Source organism: Curvibacter gracilis ATCC BAA-807 (genome assembly GCF_000518645.1).
Lineage (GTDB): Bacteria > Pseudomonadota > Gammaproteobacteria > Burkholderiales > Burkholderiaceae_C > Curvibacter > Curvibacter gracilis.
Genome location: NZ_JADZ01000023.1, coordinates 22,174 through 40,607, shown reverse-complemented (window position 1 = coordinate 40,607; position 18,434 = coordinate 22,174). Strand labels below are relative to the sequence as shown.

Below are 18,434 nucleotides of genomic sequence, written 5' to 3'. Positions count from 1 at the left end.
CAGTGGCCCAGTGGCCCCCTCGACACGGATTATTGCTTTTCATGACCACCAGCTCCAACGCCAACCCGGGTGCTAACCCGGCTGCCAGCACCCCCCAAGCCGCCGTCAACCAACTCGACAACAAGTCGGAGGGCTGGTCGGCCTTGTTTTCCGAGCCGATGAGCGATCTGGTCAAGCGCTACACCTCCAGCGTGTTCTTTGACAAGCGCCTCTGGCTGGCCGACATCACGGGCTCCCTGGCCCACGCCGACATGCTGGCCGCCCAGGGCATCATCGGGGCGGATGACCTGGCCGCCATCCAGCGCGGCATGGCCCAGATCCGCGCCGAGATCGAGGCCGGCACCTTCGACTGGAAGCTGGACCTGGAAGACGTTCACCTGAACATCGAGGCGCGCCTGACCCAGCTGGTGGGCGATGCCGGCAAGCGCCTGCACACCGGCCGCAGCCGCAACGACCAGGTGGCCACCGATGTGCGCCTGTGGTTGCGCGGTGAGATCGACTTGATCAGTGGTTTGCTGGTGGACCTGCAAAAGGCCTTGCTCGACATCGCCGCGCGCAACGTCGAGGTGATCCTGCCCGGCTTCACCCACCTGCAGGTGGCCCAGCCGGTGAGCTTCGGCCACCACATGCTGGCCTATGTGGAGATGTTCAGCCGCGATGCCGAGCGCATGGCCGATGTGCGCCGCCGCACCAACCGCCTGCCCCTGGGCGCCGCCGCCCTGGCCGGCACCAGCTACCCGCTGGACCGCGCCCGCGTGGCCGCCACCCTGGGCATGGACGGTGTGTGCCAGAACAGCCTGGACGCCGTGAGCGACCGCGATTTCGCCATCGAGTTCACCGCCGCCGCCTCGCTGGCCATGGTGCACATCAGCCGCCTGTCCGAAGAGCTGATCCTGTGGATGAGCCAGAACTTCGGCTTCATCCAGATCGCCGACCGTTTCACCACGGGCAGCTCGATCATGCCGCAGAAGAAGAACCCCGACGTGCCCGAGCTGGCCCGGGGCAAGACCGGCCGCGTGGTGGGCCACCTGATGGGTCTGATCACCCTCATGAAGGGCCAGCCCCTGGCCTACAACAAGGACAACCAGGAAGACAAGGAGCCGCTGTTCGACACGGTGGACACCTTGAAGGACACGCTGCGCATCTTCGCCGAGATGGTCGAAGGCATCACCGTGCGCCCGCAGGCCATGGAAGACGCGGCCAAGCGCGGATACGCCACCGCCACCGACCTGGCCGACTACCTGGTCAAGAAGGGCCTGCCCTTCCGCGATGCCCACGAGACGGTGGCCCATGCCGTCAAGGCCGCCATCTCGCACAACGTGGACCTGTCCGAGCTGCCGCTGGCCGTGCTGCAGCAGTTCAACCCCAGCATCGACAAGGACGTGTACGAGGTGCTCAGCCTGCGCGGCTCGCTGAACGCCCGCAGCACCCTGGGTGGCACGGCCCCCGAGCAGGTGCGCGCCCAGATCGAGCGCCACCGCACCCGCCTGGCCTGAGAACGTCAACACGTTCTGAGCGGGCAGGGGCGGGCTTCAGCCTGCTCTAAGCCTGCCCGGCTAGGCTGTGTCGGTCCCTTTGAACGGAGTGCTGCGCGATGCGTTTGCTGCTGGTGGAAGACGACCCCATGATCGGCCAGGCCGTGCTCGATGTGCTGCGCGCCGAGCACTACGCGGTCGATTGGGTGCGCGATGGCGAGATGGCCGACACGGCCCTGCGCAGCGCCACCTATGACCTGATGCTGCTCGACCTGGGCCTGCCGCGCCGCGACGGGCTGCAGGTGCTGCGCGATCTGCGTGCGCGGCGCAGCACCCTGCCGGTGCTGGTGGCCACCGCACGCGATGCGGTCAGCGACCGCGTGGCCGGACTGGATGCCGGCGCCGACGATTACGTGGTCAAGCCCTTTGACACCGACGAGCTGCTGGCCCGCGTGCGGGCCCTGCTGCGGCGCCAGGCCGGGCAGGCCGGCCCGGTGTTCGAACAACACGGGGTCAGCCTCAACCCCGCCACCCACGAAGCCCGCCTCAACGGCCAGCCCGTGACGCTGTCAGCCCGCGAATGGGCGGTGCTGGAGCCCCTGATCTCACGCCCCGGGGTGATTTTTTCGCGGGCTCAACTCGAAGAAAAGCTCTTCAGCTGGAAGGAAGACATCAGCAGCAATGCGGTCGAGGTCTACATCCATGGCGTGCGCAAGAAGCTGGGGGCCGGCCTGATCCAGACCGTGCGCGGCCTGGGCTACCTGGTGCCGCGCGAGTGATGCGGCGAATGATGTGGCGTTTTTGGGCCCCGGCCCGACATTCGCTGCGGGCGCGCCTGCAGGCACTGGTGCTGGGCACCATCTTGCTGGCCTGCGCGGTGCTGGCCGCCACCGCCTACCGCAATGCCTTGTTCGAGGCCGATGCCCTGTTCGACGAGCACCTGCGCCAGATGGCCCAGGCGGTGCAGCAGGGCGTGCCGCTGGGCTGGATCAACCCCGAAGAGGCCAGCGAAGACGCCGGCATCGAGGTGCAGATCTGGGGGGCCGACGGGTTTCCACTGTTCCGCTCGCCGCGCTCGGTGCTGCCGGGGCGCGCCGTGCTGGGCTTTTCGGACATCCAGAGCGGGGGCGTGCGCTACCGCGTCTACACCCTGCAGACTGCCTTGCAGACGGTGCAGATCGCGCAGGACATGAGCGCGCGCGATGCGCGGGCCCGGGCCCTGGCCTTCCGGGCCGTGCTGCCGCTGCTGGGCATCACCCCCATGCTGATGCTGGTGGTGGGCTGGATCATCGGCCGGGCCCTGCGCCCGGTGCAGCGCATGCAGCGCCAGGTGGCCCGGCGCAGTGCCGACGACCTGTCGCCCCTGCCCGAGCAGGGCCTGCCCGACGAGGTGCGCCCGCTGGTGGGCGAGCTCAACGCGCTGTTCGCGCGCGTGCAGAGCACGCTGCAGGCGCAGCGCCACTTCGTGGCCGATGCCGCACACGAACTGCGCTCCCCCCTGACGGCGCTGCGCCTGCAGATGCAGGCCCTGCAGCGTGCGGCCGATGAGCCGACGCGTGAGCTGGCGGCCCAGCGCCTGCGCCAGGGCATCGAGCGGGCCATTGACCTGGTCGGGCAGTTGCTGCTGCTGGCGCGCCAGGAATCGGCCCCCGAGGCCCAGGCCCAGCCGGTCGATCTGCTGGCCCTGACCCGCGAGGTGATGGCCGAGTGCCTGCCGCTGGCGGGCGCACGCGGCCTGGACCTGGGCGTGGATCAGGCCGATGCGCTGACCGTGCCCGGTCAGGCCGAGGCCTTGCGTGTTTTGCTGCGCAACCTGGTGGACAACGCCATCAAGTACACCCCGGGCCCGGGCACCATCGATGTCTCGCTGTTGCGCCAGGCGGATGGCACGGCGGCCTGGGTGGTCGAGGACAGTGGCCCCGGCATCCCGGTGGGCGAGCGGGCCCGGGTGTTCGACCGCTTCAAGCGCGGCGAGAGCGTGGCCGAGGTGCCGGGCAGTGGCCTGGGCCTGGCCATCGTGGAGGCGGTGGCGCGGCAGCACGGCGCCCGGGTCAGCCTGGGCGACTCGGAGCGCCTGGGCGGGCTGAAAGTGACGGTGGCCTTCGACGCAAAAATCGGAGCAACGACCGCCTGAGCACTTTCTGACCGCGCTCAGTGCATCTTCAGGTGCGGCAGCAGCGCCGCCAGCAGGGCCTGCACCACGCCGGGCGGCAGGTCGTGGCCCATGCCTTCGATGGTGAGCAGCCTGGCCCCCGGAATGCGGCGCGCGGTGTCTTCGCCGCAGGCCACCGGCAGCAGGGGGTCTTGGCGACCGTGTACCACCAGGGTGGGCACCTGCAACTGCGCCAGGGCGGCGGCGCGCTGGGTGTCGGCCAGCACGGCGGCCAGTTGCCGCACCACACCCTCGGGGTAGACCGCCCGGTGGATGCCGGCCAGCAGGCGCTTGCGCTGGTCTTCCAGGTCTTGCGGAAAGCACGGGCTGCGCAACAGGTGGAACAAGGCCTGCTGATGGGCCAGCAGGCTGGCGGTGTCGACGCCCGCAGGCTGGCGCAGCAGGGCGGCGCGCACGGCGCGCTCGGGGCCGGGCAGGTGACGGGCCCCGCTGCTGCTCATCACGCTGCACAGGCTGCGCACCCGGCCTGGTTCCATCAAGGCCATGTGCTGGCCGATCATGCCGCCCAGGTCCACCCCCAGCACATGGGCGCCCGCGATGTCGAGTGCGTCCAGCAGCGACAGGGTGTCGCGGGCCATGTCCTGCAGCGAGTAGGGGGGGCGGATGGGCAGGCCCACCGAATGGCGCAGCCAGGCCCAGGGCAGGTTGGGCACGCCCAACTCCGGAAAGCGCTGCGACAGGCCCGCATCGCGGTTGTCGAAGCGGATCACCCGGTAGCCCGCGGCCAGCAAGGTGTCGACCAGGCGCGAGGGCCAGGAGATCAGTTGCATGCCCAGGCCCATGATCAACAGCACCACCGGGGCCTTGGCGGGCCCCTGGTCACGGATTTCAAGGTCGATCAGTCGGGTCTGGAGTTTCATGTCATGCAGGGCGGGGGAGGGAGGGCTGAGTTGGGATGTCCGGCAAACCGGCGCGAATGTACCGGCTGGACGTGGCGAAACGGCAGCCAGAAGGCCTTTCTGAAACCATTGATGACGGGCCTTACAACACCTGTTGTGCTTGCATCGATTGGCAGCAGCTTGGGCCCGGGCGGGGTCGCTGCCGCCGGGGGCGGGGGGTTTAAGACAGCGCTAAGACTGGCCGGGCACATTGCTTTCATCGCAACACCGTTTTGGTCAGGAGTCTTCGATGAAAAACACCATTCAATGGCCCGCATCCCGTCTGGTCATGGCCCTGCTGGCGGCGGGGGCCCTGGGGGGCGCCGGCGTGTCGGCCGTGCACCTGGGCCTGGCCCACGCCCAGACCCCGCCGGCCCTGGTCGCGGCCGCCAGCCCTGCCGCCAGCGCCCCGGTCGGTGGTGTGCAGGCACCCGATTTCTCGGCGATCACCGAGCGCTACGGCCCGGCCGTGGTCAACATCAGCGTGGTGGGCACCACCCGCGTGAGCAACGAGTCCAACGACGACGATGATGACGCCGACGCCGGTGCCCAGGAGATGCCGCCGGCCATCGCCGAGTTCTTCCGCCGCTTCGGCGGCCCCATGCCCGGCCAGCGCCAGGGGCCACGGGCCCAGGAGACCCCCACCCGGGGCCAGGGCTCGGGCTTCATCGTCAGTGAAGACGGCGTGATCCTCACCAACGCCCATGTGGTCAAGGGCGCCAAGGAGGTCACGGTCAAGCTGACCGACCGGCGCGAACTGCGCGCCAAGGTGCTGGGCTCGGACCCGCGCACCGACGTGGCCGTGATCAAGGTCGAGGCCAAGAACCTGCCCGTGGTCAAGTTCGGCCGCATGGCCGACCTCAAGGTGGGTGAGTGGGTGCTGGCCATCGGCTCGCCCTTCGGCTTTGAGAACACCGTGACGGCCGGCGTGGTCAGCGCCAAGGGCCGCACCCTGCCGGACGACAGCGCGGTGCCCTTCATCCAGACCGACGTGGCCATCAACCCCGGCAACTCGGGCGGGCCGCTGTTCAATGCGCGCGGCGAGGTGGTGGGCATCAACTCGCAGATCTACAGCCGCACCGGGGGCTACCAGGGCGTGTCGTTTGCGATTCCCGTGGACGTGGCGATCCGCATCCGCGACCAGATCGTGGCCACCGGCAAGGTCGAGCATGCCCGCCTCGGCGTGGTGGTGCAGGAGGTCAACCAGACCCTGGCCGACTCCTTCAAGCTCGACCGGCCTGAGGGGGCGCTGGTGTCCAGCGTCGAGAAGGGCGGCCCGGCCGAGCGCGCCGGCCTGCAGCCCGGTGACGTGATCCGTCAGGTCAACGGCCAGCGCATCGTGTCCTCGGGCGACCTGCCGGCCCTGATCGCCCTGGCTTCGCCGGGCGACAAGGTCAGCATCAACGTCTGGCGCAAGGGCAGTTCCGAGACGCTGCAGGCCCAGTTGGTCAAGGTGGGCGACAAGTCGGCCAAGGCCGAAGGCGACAAGCCCGCGGATCAGGGCAAGCTCGGTCTGGCCTTGCGCCCCCTGCAGCCGCAGGAGCGCGAGCAGATCGGCGCCGAAAGCGGCCTGCTGGTGCAAGACGCCCGGGGCGCCGCGGCCCGGGCCGGCGTGCAGCAGGGCGACGTCCTGCTGGCCGTCAACGGCACCAACGTGCGCTCGGTGGACCAGGTGCGCGAGGCGGTGGCCAAATCCGACAAGTCGGTGGCCTTGCTGATCCAGCGTGGTGATCAGCGCATCTTTGTGCCGATCCGCCTGGGTTGAGCCGCGAGGGGCCTGCGCGTTGACCCGCGAGGGGCCTGTGCGCCCCCGGCCTTGAACACAAGCCCCCGCAATGCGGGGGCTTGTTGCATTTTGGGGCTCGAAAATTGGCAGACACGGGCCCCCCCACTGGCCGGTGGTCACAGCTTTCTCATACGATGCCATCCGGAGCCAGCCTGGTGAACGCTTTTGTTCCCCCAGAGCCGGTTGAGGAGGTGCGTATGAACAAGAATGTCCCGTTCCAGAAGGCCCTGCGACGCTGGCGAGTTGGCCTGTGGGCCTGCATCGGCCTGTTCGCCACCGCCGCCCAGGCGCTGCAGATCAGCACCCTGTCACCCCAGGGCGAGGTGGCCCAGGTGCGCCAGGTCCTGGCGCGCTTTGACGAGCCCGCCGTCACCTTCGGCGACCCGGCCGCCCCCGCCCCGCTCAGCCTGGTGTGCGATGACGCCAGCGCCGGCCGGGGCAGTGGTCGCTGGCTCAGCGACCGGGAGTGGGCCTTTGATTTCGAGCGTGACCTGCCGCCCGGCGTGGCCTGCGAACTGCAGGCCCGCCCGGGTTTCACCTCGCCCAAGGGCGTGGCCCTGAGCGGGCGCAACCGTTTCCGCTTCAACACCGGCGGGCCGTTTGTACAGAACATCCGGCCCGGGCATTACGCGCCCATCGATGAGGGGCAGTTCTTCGTGCTGCAGTTCAACGGCCCGGCCACGGCGGCCAGTGTGCAGGCCCAGGTGGCCTGCGAGCTGCAGGGCCTGGGCGAGCGCATGCCCGTGAAGCCGTTGGAGCCGGCGGATCGCACAGCCTTGCTGCAGGCCCTGGGCCTGGGCAAGGCCGCCGCCGCCGAGCCCTTGCGCTACCACACGGTGCGCTGCCCGCGCCAGTTGGCGCCGGGCTCGGAACTGGACCTGGTGGTGGGCAAAGGGGTGGCCACCCCGAGCGGTGTGCTCAGCAAGCTGGACAAGCGCTGGCGCTACCAGGTGCGCGAAGCCTTTGCCGCCAGTTTCAGCTGCGAGCGCGAAAACGCCCAGGCCGCCTGCCTGCCGATCCGGCCCATGACGCTGCACTTCAACGCCGCGGTGCCGCGGCGCCTGGCCGAAGGCGTGCGCCTGCAGCACGACGGCGGCAGCCTGGCCCCCAGCCTGGATGCGGCCGACGAAGGCACCGAGGGCGCGGTGACTTCGCTCAGCTTCAAGGGGGTTTTTCCCGAGCGCAAGGCCTACCGCCTGACCCTGCCTTCGGGCTTTGCCGATGTGTCGGGCCGAGCCCTGAGCAATGCCGCCACCTTTCCGCTGGCCGTGGCCACCGGGGCCATGCCGCCACTGGCCAAGTTTGCCGCCGCCCCGTTTGGCGTGATCGAGCGCCTGGCCGAGCCGGGGGGGCCCGCCTTGCTGCCCGTCACGCTGCGTCAGGTCGAGCCGGCCCTGCAGGTGAAGGGCCTGAGCCCCGGCCAGGTGCGCGACCTGCAGCCCAAGGACGACGCCGACATCATCGCCTGGTACCGCAAGGTGCAGGCCTATGACGCCTTCTGGGTGCCGCGCAGCCGGGCCGCCCGTGACGTGAAGGGCCCGCTGCCCAAAGAGGTGCTGCCCGACACCCGGGGCCAGGTCGAGTCGCGCATGCTGTCGCTGATCGACGGCTTGCCGGGCGTGAAGGCCCTGGACCTGCCCAAGACCGACAGCCCCGATCCACGCCCCTTCGAGGTGGTGGGCATTCCGCTGAGCCCGGGCTTCCACGTGGTCGAGATCCAGTCGCGTCGCCTGGGCGAAAAACTGCTGGCCGAAGGCTACGGGCCCGGCCGCAGCATGGTGGTGCGCACCTCGGCCCTGGTCACCAACCTGGGGGTGCATTTCAAGCTCGGCCGTGAAAATGCCCAGGCCTGGGTCACCACCCTGGACAAGGGCACGGTGGTGGCTGGGGCCCTGGTGCGCGTGTCGGATTGCGCGGGCCGCGAGCTGGCCCAGGGCCGCACCAATGCCCAGGGGCTGGTCGATTTTGGCAACCTGGCGCCCAACCCGCCGGCCTGCCCGCAAAGCGGTGCCCGGCCTCGGGCCGGCGAAGACGCAGACGATGCCGACTATCGCCAAGCCTATTTCGTCAGCGCCCGCGCCAAGGGCCCCGATGGGGTGGAAGACCTGGCCTTCACCTGGAGCGACTGGAACCGAGGCATCGAATCCTGGCGCTTCAATGTGCCCACCAGCCAGGAGGCCCGCCCCGATGTGCGGGCCCACACCGTGTTCGACCGCATGCTGCTGCGCGCCGGCGAGACCGTGGCCATGAAGCACTTCCTGCGCACCGAAACCCGCCAGGGCCTGGGCCTGCCGCCCAAGGGCCCGGCCTCCGTGCTCATCACCCACGAGGGCAGTGGCCAGCAGTTCAGCCTGCCCTTGCGCTGGCGCCAGACCGCCAGCGGCGGCTTCAGCGCCGAGAGCGAGTTCGCCATCCCGCCCGCGGCCAAGCTGGGCGTCTACAACGTGAGCCTGGACGGCCGGCAAAGCGGGCTGTTCCGGGTGGAAGAGTTCCGGCTGCCGGTGTTGCAGGGCCAGATCGGTCCGGTGGGCAAGGGCCCCCTGGTCCACCTGAGCAGCCTGCCGACCCAGGTGCAGGTCAGCTACGTGTCGGGGGGACCGGCGGCCCAGCTGCCGGTGCGGGTGTCGGCGCTGGTGCGCCCGCACACCACGGCCTTTGCCGATTACGACGAGTTCAGCTTCAACCCGCCCCGCGGGCCGCAGGCGGCGAGCGAGCAGGCCGACGAAGAACAACCCCAGGCCGCGCAGGACCAGCGGGTGGTGGCCGACAAGCTGCCGCTGCTGCTGGACCGCCAGGGCAGCGGCCGGCTGAACCTGCCCGAGCTGCCGGCCTCGCGCCAGCCCCAGGACCTGCTGTTGGAGGCGCGCTATGCCGACCCCAACGGCGAGGTGCAGACCCTGCGCAGCCAGCAGGTGCTGTGGCCCGCGGCCGTGGTGCCGGGCCTCAAGACCGAGGGCTGGGTGGCCAGCGGCCAGACCCTGCGCTTCCAGGCCCTGGCGCTGAGCACGGACGGCCGGGCCCAGGCCGATGTGCCGCTGGAGGTGCGCGCCGTGGCGCGCCGCACCACCACCAGCCGCAAGCGCATGGTGGGCGGCTTTTATGCCTACGACAACCAGAGCAGCCGCCAGGAGCTGGGCACCGTGTGCAGCGGGCGCAGCGACAGCCGCGGCCTGCTGCTGTGCGAGACCACGCTGCGCGAAGCCGGCGAGGTGGAACTGGTGGTGACCGCCAAGGACGCTCAGGGCCATGAGGCCCAGGCGGCCGGCACGGTGTGGATCACGCGCCAGGGTGAGCTGTGGTTTGGCGGTGACAACCACGACCGCATCGACGTGCTGCCCGAAAAGAAGAGCTACCAGCCCGGTGAAACCGCCCGGCTGCAGGTGCGCATGCCCTTCCGCTACGCCACGGCCCTGGTGTCGGTCGAGCGCGAGGGGGTGTTGCACTCCGAGGTGGTGCAGCTCAACGGGCAGGACCCCACGGTGCAGCTCAAGGTGCAGCCCGGCTGGGGCCCCAATGTGTATGTCAGCGTGCTGGCGCTGCGCGGGCGCCTGCGCGAGGTGCCCTGGTACAGCTTGTTCACCTGGGGCTACAAGACCCCGCGCGAGTGGTGGACCGCGTTCTGGTTCGAGGGGCGTGAGTACGTGGCCCCCTCGGCCCTGGTCGACCTCAGCAAGCCTGCCTTCCGCCTGGGCCTGGCCGAGCTGCGGGTGGGCACGGCGGCGCACCGCATCGAGGTGAAGGTGAGCACCGACAAGCCCGGCTACGGGGTGCGGGGCCAGGCGCAGGTCACGTTGCAAGCCCGTTTGCCCGATGGCCGGCCTGCCGCCAACGCCGAAGTGGCCGTGGCCGTGGTCGACCAGGCCTTGCTGGAGCTGATGCCCAACACCAGCTGGAATGTGCTGGACGCCATGCTGCAACGCCGCGCCTGGGGCGTGGAGACCTCGACCGCCCAGATGGAGATCGTGGGGCGGCGCCACTACGGCCGCAAGGCCGTGCCTGCGGGCGGCGGTGGCGGGCGCAGCAACACCCGTGAGCTGCTGGACACCCTGCTGCTGTGGCAGCCGCGGGTGCAGCTCGATGCCCAGGGCCAGGCCACGCTCAAGGTGCCCCTGAACGACGCCATCACCACCTTCCAGGTGGTGGCGGTGGCCGACGCGGGGGCCGGCCTGTTCGGCACCGGGCAGGCCGCGATCCGCGTCACGCAGGACCTGCAGATCATCAGCGGCCTGCCGCCGCTGGTGCGCGAGGACGACCAGTACCGCGCCCAGTTCACCTTGCGCAACACCACCGCCAAGCCCATGAAGGTGCAGGTCAGCGCGCGTGCCACGCTGCTGGCCCCGCCGCCGCAGACCCTGGACATCCCGCCCGGCGAGGCGCGCGAAGTGGCCTGGACGGTGACCGCACCCGCCCAACTGGGCCAGACCCGCGCCCAGGCCCTGCTGTGGGAGGTCGAGGCCCAAGACAGCCTGAGCGGCGCCCGCGACGCCCTGAAGGCCAGCCAGCGCCTGATCCCGCTCACACCGCTGACGGTGCGCCAGGCCACCCTGGTGCAGCTCGACGGGCCCTTCAGCCTCGATGTGGCCGCCCCGGCGGGTGCCTTGCCCGGTCGCGGCGGTCTGAAGCTGGCCCTGCAGCCGCGCCTGGCCGATGGCCTGCCCGGCGTGCGCGACTGGTTTGCCAACTACCCCTTTGCCTGCCTGGAGCAGAAGACCAGCAAGGCCGTGGGCCTGCGCGATGCCCGCCTGTGGCAGACCGTGCTGGCCCAGATGCCCACCTACCTCGACAGCGACGGTCTGGCCAGCTACTTTCCGCCGCGCGACGGCGACGCCCAGCGGGGCAGCGATGTGCTGAGCGCCTACCTGCTGGCCGCCACCGACGAGGCCGCCGGCCTGAACCCGGCCTTCGCCTTGCCCGATGCGCTGCGCGACCCCCTGGCGCGCGGCCTGACGGCCTTTGTCGAAGGGCGCATCAGCCGTGACTTCTGGAGCCCGCGCAAGGACCTGGACATGCGCAAGATCGCGGCCATCGAGGCCTTGTCGCGCTACGGCCTGGCCCCGGCGCGCCTGCTGGGCAGCGTGGGCGTGGCGCCCAACCAGTGGCCCACCCACACCGTGATCGACTGGTACAACATCCTGCGCCGCGTGAAAGACGTACCGCAGCGTGAGCAGCGCCTGGCCGAGGCCAGCCAGGTCTTGCGGGCGCGCCTGTCCTACCAGGGCAGCAAGCTGGTGTTCAGCACCGAGGCCGACGACGCCTGGTGGTGGATGATGCAGAACGGCGACGTGAATGCCGCCCGGCTGTTGCTGGCCGTGCAGGACGACCCGGCCTGGAAGGACGATCTGGGCCGCCTGGCCGCCGGTTTCATCGGCCGCCAGCAGAACGGGGCCTGGCACACCACCACGGCCAATCTGTGGGGCGGCCTGGCGCTGGAGAAGTTCTCGGCCCGCTTCGAGGCCACACCGGTCACCGGCAGCACCCGGGCCAGCCTGGGCGCCGCCAGTGGCAGTGTGGACTGGGCCCGGGTCGAGCGGGCCAAGCCTGCCGACAGCCAGGGAGCGGCCCATCAGACCACCTGGTTCGGCGCCCCCGCGGCCCCGGGCGGCTGGCGCAACAACACGCTGAACCTGCCCTGGCCGGCGGAGGGGGCCAAGGCCCCCCTGGTGCTCAGCCATGCGGGCAGCGGCAAGCCCTGGCTCACCCTGCAGGCGCTGGCTGCGGTGCCGCTCCAGGCCCCGGTCAACGCCGGCTACCAGATCCGCAAGACCGTCACGGCGCTGGAGCAGGCCGTCAAGGGCCGCTACAGCCGGGGCGATGTGCTGCGCGTCAGCCTGGAGGTGAATGCCAGCGCCGACATGAGCTGGGTGGTGCTGAGCGACCCGGTGCCGGCCGGGGCCACCGTGCTGGGCAGCGGCCTGGGGCGTGATTCAGAGATCGCCACCCAGGGCGAGCGGCGGCAAGGCAATGCCTGGCCGGCCTTTGAAGAGCGCAGCTTCGAGGCCTTCCGCAGCTACTACGAGTACTTGCCCAAGGGCACGATCAAGCTCGAATACACGCTGCGCCTGAACAACGTGGGCAGCTTCGCCCTGCCGCCCAGCCGGGTGGAGGCGATGTACGCCCCCGAGATGTTCGGTGAGGCCCCGAACGAGGTGGTGAAGGTGGACGCCGCCCCATGACCCGCACCGTGAGCGCTCGGCTGCGCTGGGCGTCCTCGGCCCTGACCGGGCTGATGCTCCTGCTGGTGGCGCCTGCGGTGCAGGCCTTGCCCAGCTTTGAAGAGGTGCGCCGCGAGCACCGCCCCAGCGACACCCAGGTGCTGGACCGCGACGGCGAATTGCTGCAGACCGTGCGCACCGACCCTGCCGTGCGCCGGGGCCCCTGGGTGGCGCTGGAAGACGTGTCCCCCGCCCTGCGCACGGCCTTGCTGCTCAGCGAGGACAAGCGCTTTTACGAGCACAGCGGGGTGGATTGGCCGGCGGTGTCGGCAGCGGCCTGGGGCCAGCTGTGGCATGGCCGCACCCGGGGCGCGTCCACCGTGACCATGCAACTGGCCGGCCTGCTCGATGGCGACTGGCGCCAGCGCAGCGGCGGGCGCAACGTGGTGCAGAAGCTGGGCCAGACGGTGGCGGCCCAGGTGCTGGAGCGGCGCTGGCGCAAGGATCAGATCCTCGAGGCCTACCTGAACCTGCTGCCGTTTCGCGGTGAGTTGGTGGGCATCGATGCGCTGTCGCGCACCCTGTTTGGCAAGGCAGCGCAGGGCCTGGACCTGCGCGAGGCGGCCATCGCCACCGCCCTGGTGCGGGCCCCCAATGCGCCCGAGGCCCAGGTGGCGCGCCGCGCCTGCGGGGTGCTGGGCGCGGTGCAGGCCCTCAGCCCATCCGACAAGGCCGGCAAGGCCGACAGGCCGGACTGCGAAGCCCTGGGCCTGCTGGTGGCCGGTGTCTTGCAGCGCCGCGCCCTGGACGGCAGCAGCGGTGTGGCCCCGCACTGGGCGCGCCAGGTGCTCAAACGCCTGCCCGAGGGCGGGCGCGGGCTGGCCAGCGTGCGCAGCACCGTGCGGGCCCCCTTGCAGCGCTTTGCGGTGCAGACCCTGCAACGCCACCTGAACGAGCTGGCCGGGCGCCATGTGGAAGACGGCGCCCTGGTGGTGCTGGACAACGCCAGTGGCGAGGTGCTGGCCTGGGTGGGCTCGTCGGGGCCCCTGAGCCGGGCCCGTGAGGTGGATGGCGTGCTGGCGCGGCGCCAGGTGGGCTCCACCCTGAAGCCCTTTTTGTACGCGCAGGCCCTGGCCGAACGGCGCCTGACCGCCGCCTCGCTGCTCGACGATTCGCCGACCCACATCCCCACGCCGGGCGGCCTGTACATCCCGCAGAACTACGACCACCACTTCAAGGGCTGGGTCTCGGCGCGTGGCGCGCTGGCCTCGTCGCTCAATGTGCCGGCGGTGCGTGTGCTGGCCCTGGTGTCGCCCGATGCCCTGCACCGCCAACTGCGCGCCGCAGGCCTGCCGCTGCGCGAAAGCGGCGATTACTACGGCTACAGCCTGGCCCTGGGCAGCCCCGAGCTGCCCCTGCTGGACCTGAGCAATGCCTACCGTACCCTGGCCAATGCCGGCCAGGCCAGCGAATTGGCGCCCCCGCTGTTGCCCGGGCCGGGCGCGGCGCCCAGCCCCAGGCTCAGCTCCAAGCCCAGCCCCAGGCCTTGGCGCCGCGCCCTGGACCCTGCGGCCGCCTGGCTGGTGGGCGACATCCTGAGCGACCCCAACGCCCGGGCCCGGACCTTCGGCACCGACAGCGTGCTGGCCACCCGTTTCTGGAGCGCGGTGAAGACCGGCACCAGCAAGGACATGCGCGACAACTGGGCCGTGGGCTGGTCACAGCGCTACACCGTGGGGGTGTGGGTGGGCAACGCCAGCGGCAAGCCCATGCACGATGTCAGTGGCACCACCGGCGCCGCGCCCGTGTGGGCGGAACTGATGAATTTCCTGCACGCCCGCCAACCCAGCCTGCAGGCCCCGCCGCCGCCGGGGCTGGTGCAGGTGGAGGTGCGCTTTGCCCAGGCCCCGGCCGGCGCGGGCGATGACCGGGGCCGGGGGGGCTTGTCGGCCTGGCTGGAGGCGCCGCGGCGCGAGTGGTTTCTGGCCGGCACCGAGCAGGCCGTGTTCGAGGCGCGCGCGCCTTCGGTGGTGGCGCTGCCCGGCGCCGCCCCCAGTGCCGCGGGCAGGCGGCGGGGCAGCCCCGCCACGGCCGCCCCTGTCCTTGAAGCCCGCATTGCCGAGCCGGCCCCGGGCACCATCGTGGCCCTGGACCCGGACATTCCGCCGGCCCATCAACGCTTGAACTTCCGGGCCACGGCGGTGGCACCCCCGGAGGGCGCTGAAACCGGGCTGCGCTGGCGCCTGGACGGCCAGGAGGTGGGGCGCGGCCCCGTCTGGCCCTGGATGCCCTCGCCGGGGCGGCACCGCATGCAGCTCACCAATGCCCAGGGCCGGGTGCTCGATGAGATCCGGCTGGAGGTGCGGGGTGCCGGGCTGCGGTCGCGCACCGCGGCGGCGCAGGCCCTGCGGCCTTGATTTCAGCGGCCGCGCTGGCGCTGGCGGCGGGCGCCAAGCAGCAACAAACCGATCAGTGCGCCCAAGCCCGTGGTGCCCAGGGTCGGCACGGGGGTCAGCGGGTCGGCCGGCGAGGGTGGGGCGTTGAGCAGGGCCAAAGGCGTGACGATGCGCGCCGTGCCGCCGTTCAACTCGAAGCTGAGCGTGGGGTTCAGGCCCAGCTCGTCAGCCCCCAGGCCGGCCGTGCCCTGGCAGGTGGCCTGGCCATCGCTGCCCACCACGCACACGCCATTGGCCAGCGTGGCCACGCTGCCTGCAGGCACATCACTGCATTGGATGCTGATCGGGGTGCCGCTGCGCGCCGGGTTGGGCTCGGCCTGGCAGGTGGGGCCGGGCAGGGTCTCAAAGCCGATGGGCTGGCGGGCTTCGCTGCCGTCGTCCAGGGTGGTGACGGCGTCCGGTAGGGATTGGTCACCGCCCATCAGCAGGCCCTGGCATAAGACGCTGCCATCGGGCTCGGGGGGCGCGCATTGGGCGCCGGCCACACTCAGCGAGGCTGCGGGCGGCAGCCCGGTGCACCGCAGTGCTACGGGGGTGTTGGCAAAGCCGGCCGCGGGCCGGGCCTGGCACACGGCGGGCGCCACGGGGCTCAGCAGTGCGGGCAGGGCCACGGCATGGCCCAGGGCGTCGCGGGCGCTGCCGCTGCCATCGGTCTGGCCTATCGTGCCCAGGCAGGTGGCCTGGCCGTCCACGGTGTCGCTGCAGGTGGCGCCAGGGATGTCCAACGCCCCCACGGCCGGCAGACCGCTGCAGAGCAGGCTCGCCGGCGCGCCGGCAAAGCCCCGCGCCGGGCTGGCGCTGCATTGGGGGGCCGTGAAGCGGGCACTCACGGTGCAATCGCTGCTCAGCACCCCCGTGCTGACCGTGCCCGGTTCGCTGAGGCCCAGCGGGCCGCAGCGGTCGGCCTCCACGGTATCGACCAGATACCCCGTGTCGGGGCTCAGCGTCAGGGTGGCCGACACGCCCATGCGCAGATCCTGCGAGGCGGGGGTGACCGTGCCGCCCGGACCCGTGGCCAGGCCGGTCACCCGGGCCGGCAGGGCGAAGGTGACGATGTTGCCGGTGGAGACACCGCCGGCGACGGGGTCGATCAACTCCTCGGTGAGCCACAGCTTGCCGTCGGGCCCGGCGGTGATGCTGCTGCCCTTGCTGCCCTTGAGCACGGGGTACTCGGTGATGCGTCCCTGGGGGGTGATGCGGCCGACCACGTTCTGCCCGTTGTACTGGGCCGTGACGTACCAGAGGTTGCCGTCGGGGCCCACGGTGATCGAGGCGGGGGCGTAGGTCGGTGGGGTGAAGAACTGCAGGCTGCCGTCGACCGGGTGGATGCGGCCGATCTGTTGGGCCGTGGGCACGGTGAACCACACCTGTCCGTCGGGGCCTGCTGTGAGCCCGGCGGGGTAGGAAGAGGGGTCGGGCAGGGGGTAGGACTGGCTGTTGCCTGTCTTGGGGTCCAGGCGGATGATCCGGGCCGTGCCGCCGTCGGCAATCCACAACTGGCCGTCCGGCCCCGTGACGATGGATCCGTTGAGGCCGAAGTAGCTGCTGCTGGCGATCGGATACGCCGCCATGCTGCCATCGGGCGCGATGCGGGCCACGCCACCTTGCAACACCATCCACATCTGCCCATCGGGGCCTGGGGTGATGCCGGTGGCCCAGCCGGCATACCCCACCACGGAGGCGGGGGCGCTGAAGCGGGCTTGCGTGCCATCGGGTGCCACCCGGATCGCCTCACCGTCCCAGACGGTGACCCAGATGTTGCCGTCGGTGCCTGCCCCCAGTCTGGACGGCACGGCCGCCCAAGCCGCCGTCTGGTAGGTCCCGCGGGTGGTGCCATCCAGGCCCAGTTGCACCACGCTGGTGGTGCTGCCCACCAGTTGGCGCTGGGTGAACCACATCTGGCCGTCGGGGCCTGCCACGATCTCTTGGGGCAGGGTGTCGGGCCCCACGGGGTAGCGCGTGAGGCCGGTGATCTGGGCTGAGGCCCAACTCGAGAACAGGCACAGCAGCCAGACCAAGCCCCGGCCCGCGCAGTCCCCCAGCCGATGGGTGCGTGAAAGGGGGCGGGGTTTGCGACGGTGGCCAGTCACCACGGACTGCCAGGGGGCGGTGCACTGAGCAGGGAGCATGGTGGTGCCGGTGGGGTGAGTGGTTGAAGTGATATTTTTTATCAAATTAATGATAAAAAATGAAACAAATCAGATTCAGATCCGCTCACATGTAAGTTTTCTTCTTGTCCACGCCGTCTGCCAGGCCCCGGGAACCGGCGGCCATGCCACTCAAATCGCCTACCATCAGCGCCTCACAAAAAAACGACGCATTGCACACATGGATCGATTTCAGAGCATGGCTGTCTTTGTTGCCACGGTGGAGACCGGCAGCATGGCGGCCGCTGCACGAGCCCTTGAGCTCCAGCCGGCCTTGATCGGCCAACAGATCCAGTCCTTGGAAGAACAACTGGGCACGCCCCTGTTCGAGCGCCACGGCCGTTGGCAGCGCCTGACGGCCGCAGGCGCGGCCTACCACCAGCAATGCCGCAGCATCCTTGAAATGGTGCGGGGGGCCGAAGCCGGCCTCCAGGCCACGACCCAGCAGGCCAGCGGGTGCTTGCGCGTGCACGCGCCGGTGCTGTTCGGGACCCGCGAGCTGGCGCCGGCCCTGGCCGCCTTCCTGCAGGCCTACCCGAAGGTTCAGCTGTCGCTGGTCTTGGACGATCGCGCCGCCAATCCGGTGGACGACGACTTTGATCTGGTCTTTCACCGCGGCGAGCCCCTGGACCACCCCGGTATCGAATGCTTACCCCTGTGTGAAGAGGCACTCACCATGGTGGCCTCTGCGGCCTACCTGGAGCGCCAGGGGAGCCCGCAGCGCGCCGAGGAACTGGTGCGCCACCAGTGCCTGGGCTTCATGGCACCCGACGAGCTCAACGAAGACGAGCGGGACGACGGGGCCTGGTCTGAGGAGGCTGACTGCGAGGCTGACTGCGAGGCGGATCACGAGGACGAGGACTGGGAAGGCCCCTGTGGCGGGCGTGACGAGTGCTTCGGGGCCGAGGAAGGCGCCGATGCCGAGGCACCGTTGGCGCCGCGCGTGGTGGTGCAGGCCAACAATGCGCTGGCCCTGCATGCGCTGGCCCTGCACGGGGCCGGCATTGCGGTGCTGCCCCGGGCGTTGGTGGCCGATGACCTGGCGGCCGGCCGTTTGGTGGCGCTGCTGCCCGGCCTGAGCCTGGGGGTGGAGCCGCTGGGCCTGCTGCTGCGCAGTGACGAGGCCGAATCGCCCGCCCTGGCCGCGCTGGTGGATTGGGCGCTGGAGCGTTTCAGGCCCCAGACCGCAGCGGCAACACTGGCTGCTCCTGCTGCTCCTGCTGCTCCTGCCGTTCCAGAGGCCCCTGCCGTGGCCGCCCTGGCCGAGCCCGAGCCGGTGGCGCTGCCCCAGCCTGTCGCTGGTGAAGCCGGCTGTGCGCCGGTCTGCCAGTGCCAGGCCGCTGACGCGGTGCTGGCCTGAAAGGGCC

At 70.7% G+C, this 18,434-nt stretch carries 9 protein-coding genes; 7 read left to right on the top strand and 2 right to left on the bottom strand.

Translation table 11 applies throughout. The annotated features are described in order from the left end of the window. Window positions 1–41: 41 nt before the first annotated feature. The 3 genes from argH (at window position 42) to L880_RS0117120 (ending at window position 3,609) form a co-directional block, all read left to right on the top strand. The gene (gene argH / locus L880_RS0117130) at window positions 42–1,496 is read left to right on the top strand and encodes an argininosuccinate lyase (RefSeq protein ID WP_027476716.1); all 1,455 of its coding nucleotides are present in this window, start codon (window positions 42–44) and stop codon (window positions 1,494–1,496) included. A 98-nt stretch (window positions 1,497–1,594) separates the two neighbouring features. Further along, window positions 1,595–2,254 (top strand): response regulator, encoded by a 660-nt coding sequence (locus L880_RS0117125; protein WP_019575069.1) that lies wholly within the window; start codon window positions 1,595–1,597, stop codon window positions 2,252–2,254. Between the two features lie 8 nt (window positions 2,255–2,262). Next, window positions 2,263–3,609 carry an ATP-binding protein gene (locus tag L880_RS0117120; RefSeq protein WP_027476715.1) on the top strand — a complete coding sequence of 449 codons (1,347 nt, stop codon included), beginning with the start codon at window positions 2,263–2,265 and terminating at the stop codon, window positions 3,607–3,609. 17 nt (window positions 3,610–3,626) lie between these two features. On the opposite strand, the gene L880_RS0117115 is transcribed toward L880_RS0117120, so the two are convergent. After that, on the bottom strand, window positions 3,627–4,508 hold the full coding sequence (locus L880_RS0117115; protein WP_027476714.1) for an alpha/beta fold hydrolase: 882 nt from the start codon (window positions 4,506–4,508) through the stop codon (window positions 3,627–3,629). Window positions 4,509–4,776: 268 nt separating this feature from the next. Here L880_RS0117115 and L880_RS0117110 point away from each other — a divergent pair, with 268 nt between their 5' ends. From L880_RS0117110 to pbpC, 3 genes are all read left to right on the top strand, one after another. Further along, window positions 4,777–6,291: a DegQ family serine endoprotease gene (locus L880_RS0117110; protein WP_027476713.1), complete on the top strand. Its 1,515-nt coding sequence runs from the start codon at window positions 4,777–4,779 to the stop codon at window positions 6,289–6,291. Between the two features lie 218 nt (window positions 6,292–6,509). Next, window positions 6,510–12,485, top strand: coding sequence for an alpha-2-macroglobulin family protein (locus L880_RS0117105; RefSeq protein WP_043329790.1), 5,976 nt, complete (start codon window positions 6,510–6,512; stop codon window positions 12,483–12,485). Continuing rightward, on the top strand, window positions 12,482–14,881 hold the full coding sequence (gene pbpC / locus L880_RS0117100; protein ID WP_211245332.1) for a penicillin-binding protein 1C: 2,400 nt from the start codon (window positions 12,482–12,484) through the stop codon (window positions 14,879–14,881). Before L880_RS0117105 ends, pbpC begins: the two co-directional genes overlap by 4 nt. 2 nt (window positions 14,882–14,883) lie before the next feature. On the opposite strand, the gene L880_RS34450 is transcribed toward pbpC, so the two are convergent. Next, window positions 14,884–17,049: a virginiamycin B lyase family protein gene (locus L880_RS34450; RefSeq protein ID WP_157462936.1), complete on the bottom strand. Its 2,166-nt coding sequence runs from the start codon at window positions 17,047–17,049 to the stop codon at window positions 14,884–14,886. 217 nt (window positions 17,050–17,266) lie between these two features. On the opposite strand from L880_RS34450, the gene L880_RS0117085 reads away from it, so the two are divergent. Continuing rightward, complete coding sequence (locus tag L880_RS0117085; protein WP_169737775.1) at window positions 17,267–18,427, top strand: LysR family transcriptional regulator; 1,161 nt, start codon at window positions 17,267–17,269, stop codon at window positions 18,425–18,427. Window positions 18,428–18,434 lie beyond the last annotated feature (7 nt).